The sequence below is a fragment of the Bacillus sp. NPDC060175 genome (genome assembly GCF_042728695.1).
GTDB lineage: Bacteria > Bacillota > Bacilli > Bacillales > Bacillaceae_G > Bacillus_A.
Map to the genome: position 1 here is coordinate 1 of NZ_JBHWYR010000054.1, position 19,558 is coordinate 19,558.

Consider the following 19,558-nt stretch of genomic DNA (forward strand, 5'->3'; position numbering starts at 1 on the left):
TATAATAGAATTATTATGCAAAAAAACCAATTAAGGGATTAGGATTAGATAAAATGCCTGTTACAATAGAACTTATTCTTTTCATTCTTATAGCAATTAGTGCTGTTGGCTATTTGATAATTCATTGCTTGTCCTTAATGTCGGAAATGTTAAATGAAAAATAAGCTATTTAACTTACAAGAAATAAGCATTTCTTTGTAAAAAAGTTTTCTTATCATACGAAATTCCTAAATGGGTGAGAAAAGCTGAAAATAGATTAACCTTTAAAGAAGTCTTTGTTACGCAAAAAGAAAGGTTCTAAAAAATCAAAAGATAATTAGATTACAAATTGCAAGAATCTATGAAAAAATTACGAACAAACGAATGAACTTTCTTCACAAAGTTTGTCGTTTAGGTTTTTTTCCTTCACTTGATAATAAATCAACAAGTCCACGCACCCATTCCTTTAAATATGGGCTTGTAGATCTAGTTATTTAACCATCCATAAAAAGGAATATTACATAGGCTAAGTCTAACATTACATTTTTAAAGTGAGGGGAATAAGCGTATGCACCAATATTGGTATTTGAATTCAAAGGGGAACGGGCAACTATATAATAACCAAATTTCAATATCATCATTATATTCACAGCCCCAAATAACCAAAGCTGAGGGAATAAATGGTCTTGGGATTCCTGAGAATTGGAGTTTTCGAATCTATCCGGTTGGCTGGAATTCATCAGCCGATTATACTGGTTTCAATCCTCAGCCCTCCCCCTTCTCTTGGGGCCAGCCAAACAATTATGCGGGGATGATGCCCCAAGGACATCCTGCTAGTTGGGCTCCATTAGCCGGCCATGCAGGTTTCAATTTTCAAAAATCCCTCTTTCCTTGGGCCCACCCATTCAATCATACGGGGATGTTCGCACAAGGGCATCTTACCGCTTTGCTATCACCGCCAGCCAATCCTTTTAATTTTAGTACCAATAACTGGGGTGTTTTTGGAAAACCTACAGGCTGGGGAGGACAGGTAAATCCCATGGGATGGGGGAATAACGGAGGTAACGGCCAGCCGGGAATGTTTGGAAACTTACTTACAGTAGGAAAAGGCACCATGAATGGAATAGGAATGATTAGTAGTCTAATTGGCATGGGCAAGTTCTTCTTTTAGTTAATTAGAGCGAGAGAATAGGTCCGTATCCCAGACATTTCAACAAAATATTTCCTTTTCCATTGATTTAGTCTTCTCAAATTTCTTTTTATAAGCTAATATCTTTTTTGAAATATCTAATGGATCTGGGCAAAACATAATAAAAAGTACAATGCCAGCTAAAATAAATGCTGTTGCTGATAAAATGAATAGGCCTGCAAGTGATGGAACACCAATAAAAAGAGCAAAATCAATCATATACTTTTATTCAGATAACGTCTCACCTGTAATAATCTCAAACAAAGTGGCTGCTTTTTTTCTGTTAATTGAGCATACCGATTATCTCCCACCATTACTTCTGCTTTATACTTACTAGAACTAATCCAAATTTGATATACCACAGCTTTCGCTTCTATTTCGGTGTTTCTATTATGTAATTAAAGTTTTTTTTGACACTTGATCATTATAAATTTAAATGGAGGCTTATTTTCCGCATTCTTATGTGGCTCAACAATTTCCGTAGTTTCTATCAGTCCATATTTTCCAAAGTCTTGTTTTACCGAGTCAATATCATAGAAATACATTTTTACCCCTTCCATTATCTCGAAGTAGTCTTTACCCAGTTGTTTGCCCTTTCCAAACATTGGGGCTTCTTTTGAAATAGTAGTAAAAATCATATATCCGTTTGGTTTTAATTGGTTATAGCAATCTTTAATAAACTTCTCCCTCTCATCCTCATTCAATAAATGAATCAGTGCATAACAAAATATACCGTCATACAGTTTGCTATCAAATGGCATATCAGTTACTGAACCATGGAAGAAATCAGCATTAAGTTCATTTTCCCTTGCCAGTTCAATCGCTGTTTTAGAAATTTCAATACCTGTTACACCTATTCCGTTATCAATAAAAACCTTTGCATTTCTTCCATATCCAATACCAGGAATCAATATATCCTTCACTTTCTTTTCAAGGAAAAAGTCCTTCGTCAAAATTGCGGAGTCTGAAGCTTCAAATCCCCACATCATTTGATTTTCTATAAAACTCGCTTCCCAAAATTCTGTCATAGTTCAATCTCCTTTATAAACATGTATATCGTTGTTTACTAATAAACGTTGAAAAAACATCGCATATTCACGAAATTGTATCAAATTTCAATGTTAATTCAAAACAAAAAGCATTGGATACCCAATGCTTTTTTACCCTTACGCAAATAAAGACGTATTCGCATATAAAGCTGGTGAACCACCTGAATGTACGAATAAAATATTATCTTCTTTATTAAATTTACCTTTTCGAATTAAGTCAATTAGTCCCGCTACTGCTTTACCTGTATACACAGGATCAAGTAAAATACCTTCTGTTTTCGCAAGTAACTGAACTGCTTCAACCATTTCTGGTGTTGGTAACGCATATCCTGGTCCTACATATTCATCAAAGCATGTAACTGCTTCACGTGAAATAGAGTTTGGAATACCAACGTGAGCTGAAGTTTCATCTACAAGTTTTGCAACTTTCTCTTCTTGCTCCGCTTTTCCTCTACTTACGTTGATTCCGATTACAGGAATGTTACTTTGCGTTCCGGAAAAACCAGTAATTAAGCCAGCATGCATACCAGCGCTACCGCTTACGCAAACAACTGAACTGAAATCAATTCCTTGCTCAAATGATTGTGCCATAATTTCTTGCGCACAAGCAACGTATCCCATTGCGCCAGTAGGGTTTGATCCACCAACTGGAATTACATATGGTGTATTACCTTTTTCACTTACTTCTTGCGCTACTTTATGCATCTCTTCCATAAGGTCTGTTCCGTTTGGCACAACAATTACGTTTTCAGCACCTAATAAATGATATAAGAAATAGTTTCCGTTAAAGTCGGGCTTTTCTTCTGGCTCAAGCCCTTCTTCTAACACAAGAATACATTTCATTTTCTCTTTTACCGCAGCTGCAAGTGTTAAACGGCAATGGTTTGACTGAATACCACCCGCTGTAATTAACGTATCTGCACCTTTCACCTGTGCATCTGCAACTAGAAATTCTAACTTTCTCGTCTTATTACCACCAGCTGTTAAACCAAGTAAATCATCTCGTTTAAAATAAATGGTTGGTCCACCAAGTGCCTCAGAAAAATTGTTTAATTTTTCAATTGGTGTATATGATTCTGTATATTTTTTTCTCGGAAATTTAGCTAAATTCATTGTAACGCTCCTTTTGTACTTCTTTCACAATATATGTAACCATACTATTATTACATGTAAAAATGATGAAGTCACCTTTCTGGATTAAAATTGTAGGGAATTTTAATTTCGGTACGGTAAATGAAATTATATCAGCGATAATTCAAATTTATCGACCGATTCTTAATTTTTATCGGCGATTCGACATAGAATATCGACTTACCTACAAAAAATGACATGTAAAACCCTCTTCTCATCAATCAAAAAAGAGCCCCCGCATTTAAATGCGGGCTCTCTCCAATCACTTATTTGCCGAAAAACGAAGAAGCTGCGTTAATCCTGCCTCTAAATTCATTTCTCCTTTATGGCGTACATATACAATCTTGTCTCCATCAAGCTTTTGGGGTTTTGATGGATTATACGTATGCCACTCGTTCGTTCCTTCTACAGAGTACTCCATATATTCTGTTGCACCAACGATTACATTATTTCTATCATCCACCGTTACATCTGGTGCCATTTGTGCGATTTTTGCATCACTAATTAATAAGTTTTTTATGCCCTTATCACGTTTATAATCATAAGCCGTTACGATTACATCGTTACCGTATGCTTTTATTTGTAATCCTTGTTTAAATGAATATCCATCTGGAGCAGTCTTCTCTCCACCATTTGGTCCAGCTGACATCCAGCCTGTTTCAATACCGCCTGTATTTACAACAGTGAAACCTTTTTCATCTCCGCCTGCAATTTTCTTTTTACCAGCCCAGTCTGGTAAGTTTAAATCCCAATGTGTATGGCTCGTGAAGAAAACAACTTGCGGATAATCTTTTAATATATCGTACAATTTATCAACGTTTAAATAGTCTTGTAAATACGGATTTTGTCTTGATCCAGATACCGTATCAGGTAAAACGTGATGAGAGAAAATGAAAATTGGCTTATTTTTATCTTTTTGACTATATTCTTCTAAATTTTGTTTTAACCATCCTAATTGTTCATCACTCATATATACTTCATCCCACATTTTTGAATCGTGGTATTTCATATATTTTTCAGTTCCTAAAAATAAAAGCGGATAACCGTCTAATTCTTTTTTATGATATACCTTTTCTTGCCCGCTAAATTGCAAGTAGCGGTTGAATAGTGTTTCTTCCGGTACACCATTTGGCCATGTATTTTGAGCTAATGTTCCATCAGCTTTCCATTTCCCGGCATAAAACTCATGATTCCCAACCGTTGACCATACATTCTCCGGGTGCTTATTTTTGTTTAACACACGCTTCACATCATCATATTGTGACTGCTGTCCAGTTGGCGTTATATCCCCATTCATAATAAGTGCTCTAGAAAGTGGCGTCACTTTGTTCATATCTTTTAATACGTGATCAAAATCCCCTAAATCCCCTTGAATATCACTAATAACGTTAAAAGTTGTAGCTGATTTCCGGACTTGCTCTTTCCCTTCCGCATGTGCTGAAAACGTCGGTAATAATGCCGCCACAACAGCTAATGAAGCAACTGCCTTTTTCATACAATTTCTCCCCCTAATAATAGAATGTATAAACTGACATGTTCTGCTTTCTCTTAGATGCTTGTCCAATTCACATTATAAGGAGGGATTGTAAAGATAGATGGAGTAAAAATTTAAGTATTTTTTAAGAGATTTTGTCTTTTTTACACTATCCGTTTAACAATTGGCGTCAATTTTTCTATTTACCTATTGATATTAACTGAATGTAAAGTTATACAATCAATCGCTTAGTTTGATATGTTGTGTTTTAATCTACTTTACACACTCTCAATAAAATACTTTACCTTTTCAAATTTTCTTCATTTAATTCGAACAACTCTGGTAAAACGAAATTCCCATCTTTTCTAATCAGTACGTCATCAAACCAAATTTCACCCCCGCCATACTCTGGCCTTTGAATATTTACTAAATCCCAATGTATCGCTGATTTATTCCCGTTGTCTGCACCTTGTAACGAATCTCCAATTGCTAGATGAAAACTACCATTTATTTTTTCATCAAATAACGTATTATTCATCGGTTGTAATATATAAGGATTAAAAGCTAGTGCAAATTCTCCAATATATCTTGCTCCCTCATCCGTATCAAGAATTTGATTTATTCGCTCTGTATCGTTTGCGTATACCTCTATTATTTTCCCATGCTTAATATGTAACTTTATATTTTGAAACGCAAAACCTTGTTGAACAGATACTGTATTAAATGTTATTACTCCATTTACTGAATCTTTGACAGGTGCTGTATATATTTCACCATCAGGTATATTATCTGTGCCATCTCCTTTTAAAACACCAATTCCTTCAATTGAAAATTTCAAATCTGTACCTTCCCCAATAATCTTTACTTGTTTTGTCTTTTCCATTAATTCTTTTAGCGGATCCATTGCTTTCGACATCTTATTATAATCTAGCGTACATACATCAAAATAAAATTTTTCATAAGCCTCAGTACTCATATTCGCTTCTTGCGCAGAAGCTGCATTCGGAATTCGAGTTGTCACCCATCTTGTTTTATACACTGCTTCACTATGAGCTTTTCCAAATATCTTTTGATATAATTTCATTTTTTCTGATGGTACATCTGCTAATTCATATGCATTTCTAGGACTACGGAGATTAATATATACTTGCATCTTACTTAAGCGATAACATTCCCAATCTGCAAATAACTTAAATTGTTCTTCTGATCCTGACAAAATCAATTGCCTCGTAACAGAAACGTCACGCATTGATACATGCGCATATCCCCCTGCTTTTTCAACAGCTTTAATAATTTCGCGAACTACCATAGGATCTATTTCAGTAACACTTTGAATCAACACTTGATCGTTAGGTTTAACTTTAGTCGAATGATTCACTAATACATCTGCTAATTTAGATAATTCTCTCCTCATTAAACTCTTCTCTCCTTTTTGATCCTAGCAATAGATATAAAATAAATAATTAGAAAAACAATATATAAATTCCAAACACCCGGAATCACTGCTATCCCAAAGTAAAAAGATCCTGGTAACAACCAAATGCTACAAGCAATCATAAAAGTCTTTTTCCTAGCAACTGCCGCAATTACTGCCAAAAAAGAAGGCAGCAAAAATATGAAAAATACAGTGATATATACTTCCTTATCAAGCATTTGATTGCTATAAGGGTTAAAATATATAAAAATAATTGAAAGGATAAAAATACCTATAGCTGCAACTACCCCATGCCCATCAACTTAAGAATTTAGAATTCCCCCCAAAAATTATGAGTTTTTTGTTACAAGTTATCACAAAATTTCGTTTTTGGGGTAGTTTTATTTTCTTAGCTTGATTGCGATGAGCGGTACCCCATAAAGGCCCCTGATACATAATTGATGTTCTGCCATTTGTAGAAAACAATCCACTTATACCATTTTAACAAGAAGAAATATCTCGTCCATGTTGTAATATTGGCTTACGTTAAGCTTGTGAAAAAATCATATTCATGTATAATACAATTGATGTATGATACATTAGTTGTAGGAGGGTGACCTTTTTGAAAAGAGAAGATGCCTTAAAACTAAGAACAGATATTAAGAAAATGATTATAATAACTGGGGTTTTTGAATCTCAAAATTTGCCCAATGGACCATTTGAAAAACCTTTACCAACTTCTCAAATGATGGCGTTAGAGGAACTAGAGGTGGAAAAATTAACTGTTTGGCAACTATCCAATAAACTTAGATTAGAGACTTCAACTGTAAGTAGATTGGTAGATAAGTTAGTAAAAAAGGGGCTTATTTATCGTGAAGTAAATGAAAAAAATAGAAGAGAACTTTTTCTGCACCTCACAGAAAAAGGTCACATAACTGTTAATTGCTTAAGAGAGCAATCCATTACATTTTATCAAAGTATTCTCAATAATTTATCAGAATCAGAACAAAAAATAGTTGTGGATGGTTTTGAATTATTTATTGATTCTATTTCTAAGCCTTTTGATTAGAGTGAGGTAAATCATAACATTTGGAGGATAAAATGAGTTTGGATTTTGAACGTCCTATTATTGAATTAAAAGAGAAATTTGATGAATTTAAGAAAATTATGAAAGAAAATAATGTAGATTTATCGTCAGAAATTCATGTATTAGAAAAACGTTTAAATAAAATGCAAGATAAAATTTATTCTAATATTACACCTTTTCAACGAGTTCAAATTGCAAGGCTACGTAACCGGCCCACGACATTGGACTATATACCTTTATTGTTTACAAACTTTCTCGAACTTCATGGTGATCGATTATATGGTGATGATAAAGCAATGATAGGTGGTATTGCAAAATTTAAAGGGATGCCCGTTACGGTTATTGGTCATCAAAGAGGTAGAAATACAAAGGAAAGTATAGAAAGAAATTTTGGAATGGCACATCCAGAAGGTTATAGAAAAGCGCTAAGACTTATGAAACAAGCTGATAAATTTAATCGCCCTATTATTACATTTATTGATACAATAGGCGCCTATCCAGGGAAAGGGTCTGAAGAACGTGGAATTTCTGAAGCGATAGCTCGAAATCTATTTGAAATGGCTACACTTAAAGTGCCAATTGTTTGTATTGTAATTGGAGAGGCATCAAGTGGTGGAGCTCTTGGCATTAGTGTCGGTAACCATATCCATATGTTAGAGTATTCATGGTACTCGGTAATTTCGCCAGAAGGAGCAGCATCTATCCTATGGAAGGACGCTAAGTATGCTCCAGAAGCTGCTGAACATATGAAAATTTCAGCAAAAGATTTAAAACATTTAGGAATTATTGATGAAATCATTCCTGAAATTAAAGGTGGAGCACAAAATGATATAAAATCACAGGCAAAAATGATTGAATCTGTAATCGAATCATCTCTAAAAAAATTGATACTATTATCCTCGGAAGAGCTTATACAACAGCGATATGAAAAGTATAGACAAATAGAGAATTATAAATGAAAATATTTAAAGTCCGTATTACATTTCGGATGATTCTCGCAAAAAAATTCTAAATATTTTGTAAGTAACCTCTTAAACTGGGATATGCTGATACTATTACTCTACAAAAGATGTGTGATCGGTATGGAAAAGGAAAATTTGTTCAAATGGAAGCATTATCAGCAAGATATTATTTTGTTAACTGTACGTTGGTACGGTACAACTTAATTTTTCGTGATTTAGTAGAAATGATGAGGAACCAGGATTATCCTACCATTATGCTAGAAATATATATGTTATATTTTCTTTTCCACTACCTTTGCACCAGAACCAAAAAATACGCTATTCTTTCTGTAGAATCATAGGAAAGGATGGCGTTTTTGTATGTATCTATCAATTTCTGACGAATTACAATTATTTGCTGAAGAATTATATGAACATCTTATCCCTTCATTTTTGGAAAATCTCGCTAGAGAGCTAGGTTTTGTAAAACGAAAACGTAAATTTTCAGGGTATGATTTAGCTACTATATGTGTCTGGATTAGTCAACGAGTAGCGAGTGATTCATTAGTCCGATTGTGTAGTCAGCTACATGCATCAACAGGAACTCTTATGAGTCCTGAAGGACTAAATAAGCGCTTTAATAAAAAGGCAGTGTTCTTTTTGAAACATATTTTCTCCACATTATTAAAAAATAAAGTTTGTGGAAAGTCAGCAATTCCAAGTGCTTCACTTACCTATTTTCAGCGAATTCGTATTTTAGATGCAACCATTTTTCACGTACCAAAACACTTGGCCAATGTATATCCTGGATCAGGTGGTTGTGCACAAACAGCGGGTATAAAAATCCAGTTAGAATATGATTTACATAGTGGTCAGTTTTTAAATTTCCAAGTGGAACCAGGGAAAAATAATGATAAAACCTTTGGAACAGAGTGTTTATCAACATTACGCCCTGGTAACCTATGTATTCGGGATTTAGGCTACCTTTTATTCCTCGTTCTGCCATAGCTTGAATATCTTCATCTAAGGATCCACCTGACTTAACGTATTGATATCCACCATTAGAACCGCCGTTTCCTCCATCATTCCCAACAATTTGTCCCGTTATAGCGCATACGTAGGAAGTAACTCGTCATAACTCCTCCTTATGGTAATTCCTTTTGTAAATCTTTTTATTTAAATGTATAATTGTATAAAAAGTTCTAAAACTTTGAATCGAGGTGAAAATCATGAGAAGTTTTGGTTCATTATTGACCTCTACTATCTGCTCAGTAATCCTTATAATTTGGAATGCCTATTCCTTCTATGATGGATTCACAATGGGACATACGTACTACTGGGTTAATGGCATCGCAGCTGTTATCTTCCTTCTATTCTTTATCGTAAACATGCGAGAGATCAACAAGAAAAACTATAGAACCTCAGAACAATAGGAGTTGATACATATGTGGAAAAAAATTAAGAATTATAGATTGAGCTTAAAAGATTTGAAGTTCATGTTATGGTTGTTTGGCATTACATGCTTTATATACAGCTACAATTTCATTGTAGGACTTGCTTTTGCCCACAAATTCCCGGTTTATGATTTAGGTAGTGCTATAGCGACATTCGCCGCATTTATGGATACTAGAAATAGGATTAAAAATAAAAATTATAAGGCAGCGTAATATAAAAGGGACCCTTTGCGGTTTCCTTTTTTTGTATGCAAAATAAAAAGCAGCTGTTAAGCTACTTTGAATTCTTCTTATCCCCAAATGAAATGATATATATATTCTCCCGTTACACGTTCATTAATTCCAGCAATCCTAGCGAATCTCATTAAGTCCGCCCCTTGAAGAAAATACACCGAGATCGTAACTGGTACTTGTGCCCACATGAATTGATAAAGCTCATTCACTCTCTGATTCGTCGAAACGATTAAATCATTTACAGGCCCATGATTCCATGCAGAGGTTTGAACTGAAGTGAACGGAAGGTCTTTCCCATTAACCACTATTCTTGCCACACTTTGAGTTATGTCCACAACAATCCCCTCCGTCATTACAAAAATCAACCTGTTTCTATACTCATATTCTTGATTATAATTAAATGCTTAAGGCAAACCCCTATTTTCATTTCTACTCAGAAACAATTTATTTTATAAAATAAAAAGTAGCAGATTCGCTACTTTAAAATCTACATAATCCCCTTTTCTTTCGCTCTTTCATAAAGAACAGTACGGCTTACACCAGTTACTTCACATATTTTCTTAACTGTATATCCGTTCTCTTCACGATTGGCAAGCAGCTCTAAAGCATGCTCCATTTTAGGGTTTTTATCACCGTATTTTTTAGGCCTTCCCTTATATACGCCACGTTGTTTAGCAAGGTCTATGCCTTCTCGTTGGCGCATCTTAAGCAAGTCCCTTTCTAACTGGTTAACACCAGCCATTACAGTAAGTAAGAAAGTACTGTATGGATTATCACTCGTAGTATCAAGCCATGTATCTTTTATAGATTTAATTGAAGCTCCTTTACTCTTAATAACCTCAATTAGTTCAAATAAATCCTTTGTGCTACGACTAATACGAGTTAAATCAGTAACAACAATCGTGTCACCTTCTTTTAAACTATCGAGCATCAATTGTAGTTCTTCTCTGTTTGTTGTTGCTCCGCTTGTTTTCTCTTCATACACATGATCACATCCATAATCATTTAGCTGTTTCAACTGCCTAGCTAAATTTTGTTCTTGTGTAGAAACACGAGCATAACCAATTATCATAATATCTTCCCCTTCGTCCGTTAACGTGTTCGGAAATTAATTCTAAGTACATAACACCATTTATTTTCCGTATATGTAAACAGGACGTTGAGAAGTATGATAAATCCGTTCACTCTTTTATGTGCAATTTATCTTCTATGCATTTGTAATAATGTTATCGTTAAATTTTCTAAATCTCCATCATTTTTTATTTCTTGTATGATTTTTCCTTCTTTCATAAAGAGTATCCGATCACCAATTTCAGCGGCTACATCCATCATGTGTGTGGAAAAAATAACCATGGTACCATTTCTCTTTAATGTCTTTAATATTGTTAAAAACTCATCTACCCAATACGGATCCAGCCCATTTGTCGGTTCGTCTAGTATCAAAATTTTAGGGTTTCCAAGACACGCCTGTCCAAATAAAAGCCTCTGTCTCATTCCTTTAGATAATCTATATAAGCGTTCATTTTGTTTTTCATTTAATCCTATTGTTTGAATAACAGCTTGTACTTTTTCTTTTCCTATATTACGAAAAGCAGCATAAAACAATAAGAATTCTTGAACTGTCATATCTTGCTGTGCATGAAAATCATCTGGCATATAACCTATTTCACTCACATACTGTTTTCTATCTTTCTGTAATTCTATATTACCTAATTGAACGGTACCAGTTGTAGGTGTTGTAATTCCAGCAATTATATCAAGGAGCGTACTTTTCCCAGCTCCATTCCCACCGCATAATACGATACACTCTCCTTCTTTACTTTGAAATGAGATTGGAGATAATGCTAATTTCTTTTTATATCTTTTACATACTTCGTTGAGATTTAATACTGTCATTTTTTTCTTCTCCTCTCCATTTGCCACCCCGCCACAAACAAGAACACGATTGTATAGATAATGCAGTATATTAATAGAATCCAAATAACAGCTTTACTTTGAAAAATCATTACCAATTGATCATATACTTGCCCAAATATTGCTCCACCACCTAATTGAATTACAAATATAATTCGAAGAAATTCCGCTGGGTTGCAAAACAATAACATTTTTATTAATGGTGCAATCATTGAATATGGAACAAAATTAAGAACACTAATTAAAGCTGTTGGCCACATCATAATAAGAAAGAACCAAACTACAATACTTATCGCTAAAGCTTGCCACCTCGTTATAGAAAAAGAACCGATTGTTATTCCCAGTAATAAAAATAAAAAAATTAATAAAACAGAGAAGATATACGTTGCTACCACCCAAAACATATCAAAATTACTACCGCTTACTAATCCAATTATTATACTTACTCCAAAACTCATTGAAAAAATAGCTGTTTGCGCTATAAATTGACCTATTGTTTTACCTATTACATATGCGGTACTTTTTAAAGGATACGTGCATAAAAGTCTCCATTTTCCATTTTCTACCTCACCTGCGATAGAGAATGCTCCTATAATTAACATAAGTAATGGCACAATATATAAAATAAGGTTTACCATTGTCCCTGTTACATTTGTATAACCAGCTAAAGGCGGGGTACTTCTTTCCATAACAAATATTAGAGAAAATATAGTTATCCAAAGAAACAAAAACATGTATGCAAATTTACCCCTTACTGCACTACGCCATTCCGAATATAATATATTCCACATACCTATTCACCTCTCTACCGAAAAAGACAACCAACTTTGGTTGTCTTTTTCTAACTATTTTGTTCATAGCAATACTCTCTTATTAATGAGAATGTCCACTACTATGGTCTTTCTTTTCTTTTCCCATCATTTCTTTATTCATTTCCCATTTATGTTCTGCTAGTTCTTTAGAAGAAAGGATTTCCCCAGTATGTTTTTCTACAAAGCTGTCCGCATCTTTCTTTTCTTTAAAAGAAATTACATTATAAGCCATTGGCGTTTTAATTGATTTGTCATATACATATGTAGCTTTATCCACTGCAACCCAATCTTTTGTATTATAATCTCTTACAAATTTCTCTTGTTTTTTTTCATTTTTATGTTCATCCATCCATTTATACATACAACCAATATCATCAAATTTTAAAGCTTTTCCATTTTCTAAAATAACCTCAGTTGCAAATTGATTATCCATTACTGCCATATTACAAACATCACACTTATCATTTTTTTCGTTAATAGCAACCGGTTTTGTTTCTTTCTTACCACATCCTACTACGGCAAATACCATACATAAACAAATAGCAAATAATATATACTTAACTCTCATCAATTTTTCCTCCCTAAAATGAACAATATACTTCCCATTAGTAATATGCTTACACTTACAACCAAAATGTTAGACTGAAATCTAATTCCCCCCCCTTTTTGCAGAACAATTTTAGGCCTCATACTAGGCTCTTTGTCTAGCAATAAAGATTGATCTGGAATTTTTATAAAACTTTGTAAAATACGCATCCCTGGTGATTGAAAGAACAACTGATATTCCGGAGTATCTTGTGTTAACAAAAGAAAATAGGCATCTGCTTTGTATGGAATATTACTAATACCTGAACCGTCTGTATCTACTTTTAAAGAAGCATCCCAATAATTTTTATAGATATTATTTTGCCTGCTTTGTGCAGCTTGCGATTCATTAACATTCCCTATCATTACATTTTGAGTAAATTCATTCTCACGGGCATCTTTAAATTGTAATCCGATAAAATTATTAGAAATTGAATTACTCATAATAGTATTATGCTTTGCCTTTTCTACATAAATCCCTACCCTATTATTAGCAATTTCATTTTTCGAAATGTTTGTTTTTATCGCATCATATAGTAATATGCCTTGTGCATGAACATTACTTTTATTGTCAATAAAGTGATTTCCTACTACAGATGTTTCCTTTGTTCCCATAATCATAGCACCTGTTGTATTTTCTTTTGATATATTTTTTTCAACAACCGTTCTATCAGAATACATAAGATGAATGCCATAACGAGACTGCCCGACTGTATTTTCCTTTATTGTATTATTGTTGCTTTGTTCTAAATAAATACCATCACGGACATTTTGGATTTTGATATTCTCTATAAGATTACGATTGGATTGCCATAAATCAATTCCATTAGCCCGTTTTTGTCCAACAATTATACTGTTCTCAATTTTTATATTACTAGCATCTTCTAGCTTAATCCCCATGTATGATGCGTGAATTTCCAATCCATTGATGTAGTGCTTATCTCCCGATACAAATATCGCTGGCTGATCTGTATTATCATTACATTGTTCTATTTTCAAATCTTTAAGGATAATGTTTTCCTTATTTATTGTAATGACAGGATCTTTACCACAAGAGATTATTTTAGTATTTTTATCTCCTTGTATTGTAATTGGTTTCGATATTTTGATTGTTTCATTATAAGCTCTATTTTCTAATGTAATTGTTTCATATGGGGAAGCCGCGTCAATTTTTGATTGTAATGTAGACTCCGCATGAATACTTACTCATGGAAAACAAAAAACTAAAAATAACAGAAGAAAAGAACAAATTTTTTTCATATACAGTTCCCTTCTCTCGAAGCTATTAGTTATCACTATAGAAGAGAATACCAATAATTTGTGTGAAATTTGTGAAAAATAAACGTAGTTTTTGTGATACATATAAGATTATACCTGAAGGTAAAAGAGCCACTACACTTCATTAGAACATGATCTTTAAACAAATAAGTTTGTTTAAAGAAGCCAATACCTACAACTTATTTATTGGTAATTATACATACGATATTTATTTAAACCCAGTCAAGAAGTTTCCGACACTTGAAATTCTCAGAGATATCTATGACCAGCACAACGTAGGTATGGTGTTTATTGGTATGCCAGGAATTGAAAAAAGATTATCACGTTATCCTCAGCTATACTCAAGAGTAGGTTTTATTCATGAATTTAAAAAATTAACTCCAACAGAAATGAAACATATCTTAACATATAAGTGGGAGCAATTAGGGAATAAACTAAAATATGAGGATTTTGAAGATTATGAAGCAGTGAATATTATTATAAAGATGGGTCGAGGAAACTTTCGATTACTTGAACGATTATTCTCTCAAATTGAAAGAATAATGAAAATTAATCATTTAGACAAAATCACTACAGAAGTCATTGATGTAGCAAGAGATTCTTTAGTAATTGGAGAAAATGAGTAAACTAGTAGAAAGAGAAGTCTATAAAATTATAGACTTCTCTTTTTTATATGCAATTTATCATTAAAAATCTATGCAAAATAACTCCTAAAGTTACACTTTAGGAGTTATTTTGCACCTATTTTAAGCGCTATTTTGCACTATGAGTAAATATAAAAAGCCCAATTTCTCATTAAAATTGAGAAATTAGGCTTTTTTCGTTGTTCCATTAAAGCGCCCGTTTGTGGAATAATGGTTTATAATTAAATTAAAGTTTTAACAAATAAAACACAGAACAAAATCGCCCAAAATGTGCTTCACATTCTTTAATATAACTATTCTCTACATATAATTCCTTCGTTGACATTTTGCATCTTCGTTTAGCTAATAAACTATTGATTCAAGTCAATACATCAATTCACAAAAGTGCGATTCTAATTTCTTAATATCTTCTATCAGCATTTCTACATTTTCCTTTTTTGTAGCCCAGCTGGTACAAAATCTAACAACACTGTGAGTTTCATCGACTTTTTTCCAAATGGCAAAGGAATATTTTTTGCTCAATTTCGTTATTACATCTTTATGCAAAATAGGAAACTGTTGATTTGTTTTGGAATCGTACCTTAATGAAAAGCCTTTTTCAACAAATGCCTGTCGAATCATCATCGCCATTTCCACAGCATGCCCGGAAATTTCATAGTATAAGCCGTCTTCAAACAAGGTTTCAAACTGTATTCCCAATAATCTCCCTTTAGCCAATAGTCCTCCATTTTGCTTGATTATATATCGAAAATCATTTTTTATATCATCATTTATGATGACTACTGCTTCACCAAACAATGCTCCTATTTTCGTTCCCCCAATATAGAAAACATCACAAAGTGATGCGATATCTGCTAAGGATACATCGCTGCCTTTTGAAGCCAGACCATATCCTAATCTAGCTCCATCCATGAACAATGGCAAACCACATTCCCGACAAGCTTTGCTTAATTCTTCTAATTCGGATCTACTGTAAGTTGTTCCATTCTCTGTTGGATTAGAAATATATACTAAGCCCGGCTGTACCATAAACTCATGAGTCGCATCATTCCAATGAGCATCATATAATTCTTTTACCTGTTCTGCACGAATTTTCCCATCATCACTTGGCAAAGTAAGCACTTTATGACCAGTAGCTTCAATTGCTCCGGTTTCATGTACTGCAATATGACCAGTAATTGCAGAAATTACCCCTTGATGCGGACGTAATATGGAGGCAATAACTGTTGTATTTGTTTGTGTTCCTCCAACTAGAAAATGTATATCTGCATTCTTTGCATCACAAGCTTCTCTAATATAAACTCTCGCTTTTTCACAATGTTCATCCCTACCATATCCAGGTGTCTGCTCTTCATTGGTTTCAACTAATCGTTTCAGAATTCGCTCATGAGCACCTTCTGCATAATCATTATCAAATCGTATCATTCATATTCTCCTTAGACCTATTTAATTTCTTCTCAATCAACAACATAGAAGCATGTATTTCTTTTATTTCTTTTTCTGAAAGACCTTGTAGTAATTTCACTATTTGTTCATTAGATTTTTCATTTAAATGATTAAAAAAAGCAGTCCCTTTTGGTGTCAATCGAATCAGACTCGTTCTATTATCAATCGTCGAACTTTCCTTAATTAGTAGACGACCTTTAATAAGCTTAGCAATTATTCTACTCATATAGCTGCGATCAATATCAAGTTTTTCGACTAAATCGTTTGCGATACACTCTCCCATGAAACCAATCTCTAAAATTACCCGTGACTCCGTAAGAGAATATTCACCATTAAATACATGCTTATCTAACAAACCAAGTATATTCGTAGTAAACCGATAAAATCGCCTTATATCACTAACAATATTTTCGTTAAGGTTCATAATATTCCTCTATTATTTGTGGACTATGTCAACAAATAATAAATTAGTTAGTGGACTATGTCAACTTTTTATTTTTAAATCATTTAGTATAAGTTAAGCTAAACAAATCACATATTGAGGATTGAATACTATGGTAGCTATACTGTTTTAAAAAATCAAATTTGCCCCTAGTAGTGAGGTAAGCTAAGAAATAGTCTTATTTGTAGATCTGAAATAAAGTCGCGATGTTTATAAAAAAGATGCGATGTTTTGAATGAAGTTAAATCGTTTGTAAAAAAGTTTAATCAAAATCCTGTCCTGAAAAGCTGGACTTTATTCTCTCCTGGTATTAATGAGCAAAAGGAAACTCGTATTGAAATGGGGAATAATATATTACTATCTATTAATGCAGGAGAAAAGACAAAACGAATAACATTAATTTAATAGAATGAAGGGGGATTATTTTGAGCAATCGAGTTTTAAACCTTACTAAAGCAATTCATAACATAATAGATGAACAATTTTCTGGAGCTATTTACATCAAGGATAACGATGAAATCTTATTTGAATCAGCATTTGGTTATGCGAACAGGGCTGATAAAAAATTAAATACTGTTGATACACGTTTTGGAATTGCATCTGGCTGTAAGTTATTTACAGCTATTGCTATTTGCCAACTCGTTGAAAAAGGTTTACTATCATTTGACACTCGTCTTGAAGATTGTTTGAATATAAAATTTCCGCATTTTAACAAAGACATAACAATTCATCACCTTTTGACTCACACTTCTGGAATACCGGACTATTTTGATGAACAAGTAATGGATAACTTTGAAGACCTTTGGAAACAAACACCTATGTATCTTTTGAATGACGTAAAAGATTTTCTTCCTTTATTTCAAAAGGAGAATATGATGTTCCAACCTGAAGACAAATTCCACTACAATAATGCCGGATTCATTGTTTTAGGTTTAATCGTAGAACAACAATCAGGACTTTCTTTTACCAACTATATTGAATCAAATCTCTTCCAACAATGTGGAATGAATGATTCAGGATATTTTCCTTTAGATCAACTCCCTAAAAACACTGCCTATGGGTACATAGATAATAAAGATGGAACATGGAGAACAAATATCTACTCTATTCCGATAAAAGGTGGAGCTGATGGGGGTGCTTTTATCACACCATCAGATATGATCAAATTTTGGTAAGCATTGTTTAATCATCAGCTTTTGAGTAAAAAATGTACAGAAATACTTTTGAATTCACAAATCCATGTTAAAGATGGGATATGACCCTGGCGTAAGCTTCCATTCTGCTTTTTATCCTAGGTCAGGAATCAAGATAGCAATACTTTCAAATAAAAGTTCAGGATCCTTTGAAATAATGAAGAGGATTGAAGAAATTTTTGAGATATAATCAAACTTTTTTATAAAAGGATGATTCAATTGAATATAGAAAAGGCGTGTTTTGATCAATCTTTTTTTCAAAGCACGCTTTTTCTATTTGTTCTTTTATCAAGGTTTATTAAGTTAATTTAATCAAACTTTATTCAAAAGCTACATTTTGATTATTGTTGATGAAATAGATCGCCTAAAAGTACAAAATTTAGAACAACTTAGGGATATCTACGATTGAAATGATATAGCGATGATATTAATTGGAATGCCTGGCATTGAAAAGCGATTAGCTCGATACCCTCAACTCAACTCTACTCTAGAATTGGATTTGCCCATGAATTTGATAAACTTAGTAAAGATGAAACCCATCATATTTTGGAATATAAATAGGGAGAGTTAGGACTTTCTATAAAGCTTGAGGACTTTTCCGATTATGAGGCAATAACCAGCATAATAAAGATTACTGGAGGGAACTTTAGGCTCCTACAGAGACTGTTCACCCAAATTGAAAGAATACTCGAAATTAATAAGCTTGAAACAATAACAACAGAAGTTGTTGAAGCCGCACGAGATAGTTTAGTAATCGGAATCAAGTAAATAAAAAACGCTATCGTTTTATATGATGATAGCGTTTTAATATTTACTTATAATGCAAAATATTGCTTAAAACAAGCGCAAAACAACTCCAAAAGTGACAGAAGTATGATAAATCCGTTCACTCTTTTACGTCCGTATAGGGTAGACCTAAACAGGACATTATTTCCGTTCGTTGTGTTCGTTTGTTTTGTTAGACCTTATCCTTCCTCAACAAATAAGACCAGAAAATCCATGTACAAAAAAAGAGCGCTTTTCTTCAAAGCCCTCTCCAATAGGAATTTACCAATCCTTACGCTTATCACAATCACAGTCACGATCATGATTACGTCTACGACGACATTCATCACAATCACAGTCGCGGTCACGTCTACAACGACGATCATCACAATCTCTATGTCTGCGTCTGCAAAACATTAAATCATCCCAAAATCTATTACAATCTCTGCAATGTCTGAAATTACAATTACATCCCATAAATATGATTACCTCCTCTTAACAATAGAATTCCTCATATTCTATGATTA

Annotated in this window: 20 protein-coding genes and 6 pseudogenes; 11 read left to right on the forward strand and 15 right to left on the reverse strand. The window is 33.4% G+C overall.

Annotation, left to right across the window (positions count from 1 at the left end; genetic code table 11):
- Positions 1–547 precede the first annotated feature (547 nt).
- On the forward strand, positions 548–1,150 hold the full coding sequence (locus ACFWDE_RS22195; RefSeq protein ID WP_377894738.1) for a hypothetical protein: 603 nt from the start codon (positions 548–550) through the stop codon (positions 1,148–1,150).
- A 39-nt stretch (positions 1,151–1,189) separates the two neighbouring features.
- Here ACFWDE_RS22195 and ACFWDE_RS22200 read toward each other — a convergent pair whose 3' ends face one another.
- The 5 genes from ACFWDE_RS22200 to ACFWDE_RS22220 all read right to left on the reverse strand — a co-directional run bounded on the left by ACFWDE_RS22200 (position 1,190) and on the right by ACFWDE_RS22220 (position 6,236).
- Positions 1,190–1,387: a hypothetical protein gene (locus tag ACFWDE_RS22200; protein ID WP_002146774.1), complete on the reverse strand. Its 198-nt coding sequence runs from the start codon at positions 1,385–1,387 to the stop codon at positions 1,190–1,192.
- Between the two features lie 179 nt (positions 1,388–1,566).
- On the reverse strand, positions 1,567–2,196 hold the full coding sequence (locus ACFWDE_RS22205) for a class I SAM-dependent methyltransferase (RefSeq protein ID WP_264538698.1): 630 nt from the start codon (positions 2,194–2,196) through the stop codon (positions 1,567–1,569).
- Positions 2,197–2,334: 138 nt separating this feature from the next.
- Positions 2,335–3,330: a D-cysteate sulfo-lyase gene (gene cuyA / locus ACFWDE_RS22210; protein WP_377894740.1), complete on the reverse strand. Its 996-nt coding sequence runs from the start codon at positions 3,328–3,330 to the stop codon at positions 2,335–2,337.
- Between the two features lie 280 nt (positions 3,331–3,610).
- Positions 3,611–4,843 carry a DUF4073 domain-containing protein gene (locus ACFWDE_RS22215; RefSeq protein WP_377894742.1) on the reverse strand — a complete coding sequence of 411 codons (1,233 nt, stop codon included), beginning with the start codon at positions 4,841–4,843 and terminating at the stop codon, positions 3,611–3,613.
- Between the two features lie 280 nt (positions 4,844–5,123).
- Positions 5,124–6,236 carry an aminopeptidase gene (locus ACFWDE_RS22220; RefSeq protein ID WP_377894744.1) on the reverse strand — a complete coding sequence of 371 codons (1,113 nt, stop codon included), beginning with the start codon at positions 6,234–6,236 and terminating at the stop codon, positions 5,124–5,126.
- Between the two features lie 622 nt (positions 6,237–6,858).
- Here ACFWDE_RS22220 and ACFWDE_RS22225 point away from each other — a divergent pair.
- The 4 genes and pseudogenes from ACFWDE_RS22225 to ACFWDE_RS22240 form a co-directional block, all read left to right on the forward strand.
- Positions 6,859–7,305 carry a MarR family winged helix-turn-helix transcriptional regulator gene (locus ACFWDE_RS22225; RefSeq protein WP_000817662.1) on the forward strand — a complete coding sequence of 149 codons (447 nt, stop codon included), beginning with the start codon at positions 6,859–6,861 and terminating at the stop codon, positions 7,303–7,305.
- A gap of 32 nt (positions 7,306–7,337) precedes the next feature.
- Positions 7,338–8,282 (forward strand): acetyl-CoA carboxylase carboxyltransferase subunit alpha, encoded by a 945-nt coding sequence (locus ACFWDE_RS22230; RefSeq protein WP_377894745.1) that lies wholly within the window; start codon positions 7,338–7,340, stop codon positions 8,280–8,282.
- Between the two features lie 123 nt (positions 8,283–8,405).
- Positions 8,406–8,524, forward strand: a pseudogene (locus ACFWDE_RS22235) (IS6 family transposase); the annotation flags it as partial.
- A 121-nt stretch (positions 8,525–8,645) separates the two neighbouring features.
- Positions 8,646–9,248, forward strand: a pseudogene (locus ACFWDE_RS22240) (IS4 family transposase); the annotation flags it as partial.
- On the opposite strand, the pseudogene ACFWDE_RS22245 reads toward ACFWDE_RS22240, so the two are convergent.
- A pseudogene (locus ACFWDE_RS22245) lies at positions 9,241–9,351 on the reverse strand (N-acetylmuramoyl-L-alanine amidase); the annotation flags it as partial. The pseudogenes ACFWDE_RS22240 and ACFWDE_RS22245 overlap by 8 nt on opposite strands.
- Before the next feature lie 142 nt (positions 9,352–9,493).
- On the opposite strand from ACFWDE_RS22245, the gene ACFWDE_RS22250 reads away from it, so the two are divergent.
- Together ACFWDE_RS22250 and ACFWDE_RS22255 are read left to right on the forward strand one after the other, a co-directional pair.
- Entirely contained in the window at positions 9,494–9,697 is a 204-nt protein-coding gene (locus tag ACFWDE_RS22250) for a hypothetical protein (protein ID WP_377894746.1), read from the forward strand.
- A 12-nt stretch (positions 9,698–9,709) separates the two neighbouring features.
- Positions 9,710–9,931 (forward strand): hypothetical protein, encoded by a 222-nt coding sequence (locus ACFWDE_RS22255; protein WP_215557192.1) that lies wholly within the window; start codon positions 9,710–9,712, stop codon positions 9,929–9,931.
- 77 nt (positions 9,932–10,008) lie between these two features.
- Here the strand turns inward: ACFWDE_RS22255 and ACFWDE_RS22260 are convergent, their stop codons facing one another.
- The 6 genes from ACFWDE_RS22260 to ACFWDE_RS22285 all read right to left on the reverse strand — a co-directional run bounded on the left by ACFWDE_RS22260 (position 10,009) and on the right by ACFWDE_RS22285 (position 14,463).
- Complete coding sequence (locus ACFWDE_RS22260; protein WP_377894748.1) at positions 10,009–10,287, reverse strand: hypothetical protein; 279 nt, start codon at positions 10,285–10,287, stop codon at positions 10,009–10,011.
- A gap of 152 nt (positions 10,288–10,439) precedes the next feature.
- Positions 10,440–11,024, reverse strand: coding sequence for a recombinase family protein (locus ACFWDE_RS22265; protein WP_002084603.1), 585 nt, complete (start codon positions 11,022–11,024; stop codon positions 10,440–10,442).
- A 128-nt stretch (positions 11,025–11,152) separates the two neighbouring features.
- A complete protein-coding gene (locus tag ACFWDE_RS22270; protein WP_377894750.1) occupies positions 11,153–11,848 on the reverse strand; it encodes an ABC transporter ATP-binding protein in 696 nt (231 codons plus the stop codon).
- Positions 11,845–12,657, reverse strand: coding sequence for an ABC transporter permease (locus tag ACFWDE_RS22275; protein WP_377894751.1), 813 nt, complete (start codon positions 12,655–12,657; stop codon positions 11,845–11,847). The genes ACFWDE_RS22270 and ACFWDE_RS22275 overlap by 4 nt, the downstream gene beginning before the upstream one ends.
- Before the next feature lie 82 nt (positions 12,658–12,739).
- Positions 12,740–13,246: a nitrous oxide reductase accessory protein NosL gene (locus ACFWDE_RS22280; RefSeq protein WP_377894752.1), complete on the reverse strand. Its 507-nt coding sequence runs from the start codon at positions 13,244–13,246 to the stop codon at positions 12,740–12,742.
- Positions 13,246–14,463: a right-handed parallel beta-helix repeat-containing protein gene (locus ACFWDE_RS22285; protein WP_377894782.1), complete on the reverse strand. Its 1,218-nt coding sequence runs from the start codon at positions 14,461–14,463 to the stop codon at positions 13,246–13,248. The genes ACFWDE_RS22280 and ACFWDE_RS22285 overlap by 1 nt, the downstream gene beginning before the upstream one ends.
- 305 nt (positions 14,464–14,768) lie before the next feature.
- Here ACFWDE_RS22285 and ACFWDE_RS22290 point away from each other — a divergent pair.
- Positions 14,769–15,167: pseudogene (locus ACFWDE_RS22290) on the forward strand (TniB family NTP-binding protein); the annotation flags it as partial.
- A gap of 381 nt (positions 15,168–15,548) precedes the next feature.
- Here the strand turns inward: ACFWDE_RS22290 and ACFWDE_RS22295 are convergent.
- Complete coding sequence (locus ACFWDE_RS22295; RefSeq protein WP_377894754.1) at positions 15,549–16,610, reverse strand: threonine aldolase family protein; 1,062 nt, start codon at positions 16,608–16,610, stop codon at positions 15,549–15,551.
- Positions 16,597–17,055, reverse strand: coding sequence for a MarR family winged helix-turn-helix transcriptional regulator (locus ACFWDE_RS22300; RefSeq protein WP_377894756.1), 459 nt, complete (start codon positions 17,053–17,055; stop codon positions 16,597–16,599). The genes ACFWDE_RS22295 and ACFWDE_RS22300 overlap by 14 nt, the downstream gene beginning before the upstream one ends.
- A 249-nt stretch (positions 17,056–17,304) precedes the next feature.
- On the opposite strand from ACFWDE_RS22300, the gene ACFWDE_RS22305 reads away from it, so the two are divergent.
- From ACFWDE_RS22305 to ACFWDE_RS22315, 3 genes and pseudogenes are all read left to right on the forward strand, one after another.
- On the forward strand, positions 17,305–17,478 hold the full coding sequence (locus ACFWDE_RS22305) for a hypothetical protein (protein ID WP_377894758.1): 174 nt from the start codon (positions 17,305–17,307) through the stop codon (positions 17,476–17,478).
- 20 nt (positions 17,479–17,498) lie between these two features.
- Positions 17,499–18,456: pseudogene (locus ACFWDE_RS22310) on the forward strand (serine hydrolase domain-containing protein).
- A 129-nt stretch (positions 18,457–18,585) separates the two neighbouring features.
- Positions 18,586–19,034: pseudogene (locus ACFWDE_RS22315) on the forward strand (AAA family ATPase); the annotation flags it as partial.
- Between the two features lie 279 nt (positions 19,035–19,313).
- On the opposite strand, the gene ACFWDE_RS22320 reads toward ACFWDE_RS22315, so the two are convergent.
- Positions 19,314–19,508: a hypothetical protein gene (locus ACFWDE_RS22320; protein WP_071748230.1), complete on the reverse strand. Its 195-nt coding sequence runs from the start codon at positions 19,506–19,508 to the stop codon at positions 19,314–19,316.
- Between the last annotated feature and the right edge of the window lie 50 nt (positions 19,509–19,558).

Excerpts from the sequence above, each read along its gene's own strand:
- ACFWDE_RS22195 (WP_377894738.1), top strand. The coding sequence starts at position 548 with ATGCACCAATATTGGTATTTGAATTCAAAGGGGAACGGGCAACTATAT.
- ACFWDE_RS22200 (WP_002146774.1), bottom strand. The coding sequence starts at position 1,387 with ATGATTGATTTTGCTCTTTTTATTGGTGTTCCATCACTTGCAGGCCTA.
- ACFWDE_RS22205 (WP_264538698.1), bottom strand. The coding sequence starts at position 2,196 with ATGACAGAATTTTGGGAAGCGAGTTTTATAGAAAATCAAATGATGTGG.
- cuyA (WP_377894740.1), bottom strand. The coding sequence starts at position 3,330 with ATGAATTTAGCTAAATTTCCGAGAAAAAAATATACAGAATCATATACA.
- ACFWDE_RS22215 (WP_377894742.1), bottom strand. The coding sequence starts at position 4,843 with ATGAAAAAGGCAGTTGCTTCATTAGCTGTTGTGGCGGCATTATTACCG.
- ACFWDE_RS22220 (WP_377894744.1), bottom strand. The coding sequence starts at position 6,236 with ATGAGGAGAGAATTATCTAAATTAGCAGATGTATTAGTGAATCATTCG.
- ACFWDE_RS22230 (WP_377894745.1), top strand. The coding sequence starts at position 7,338 with ATGAGTTTGGATTTTGAACGTCCTATTATTGAATTAAAAGAGAAATTT.
- ACFWDE_RS22250 (WP_377894746.1), top strand. The coding sequence starts at position 9,494 with ATGAGAAGTTTTGGTTCATTATTGACCTCTACTATCTGCTCAGTAATC.
- ACFWDE_RS22255 (WP_215557192.1), top strand. The coding sequence starts at position 9,710 with ATGTGGAAAAAAATTAAGAATTATAGATTGAGCTTAAAAGATTTGAAG.
- ACFWDE_RS22265 (WP_002084603.1), bottom strand. The coding sequence starts at position 11,024 with ATGATAATTGGTTATGCTCGTGTTTCTACACAAGAACAAAATTTAGCT.
- ACFWDE_RS22270 (WP_377894750.1), bottom strand. The coding sequence starts at position 11,848 with ATGACAGTATTAAATCTCAACGAAGTATGTAAAAGATATAAAAAGAAA.
- ACFWDE_RS22275 (WP_377894751.1), bottom strand. The coding sequence starts at position 12,657 with ATGTGGAATATATTATATTCGGAATGGCGTAGTGCAGTAAGGGGTAAA.
- ACFWDE_RS22280 (WP_377894752.1), bottom strand. The coding sequence starts at position 13,246 with ATGAGAGTTAAGTATATATTATTTGCTATTTGTTTATGTATGGTATTT.
- ACFWDE_RS22295 (WP_377894754.1), bottom strand. The coding sequence starts at position 16,610 with ATGATACGATTTGATAATGATTATGCAGAAGGTGCTCATGAGCGAATT.
- ACFWDE_RS22300 (WP_377894756.1), bottom strand. The coding sequence starts at position 17,055 with ATGAACCTTAACGAAAATATTGTTAGTGATATAAGGCGATTTTATCGG.
- ACFWDE_RS22320 (WP_071748230.1), bottom strand. The coding sequence starts at position 19,508 with ATGGGATGTAATTGTAATTTCAGACATTGCAGAGATTGTAATAGATTT.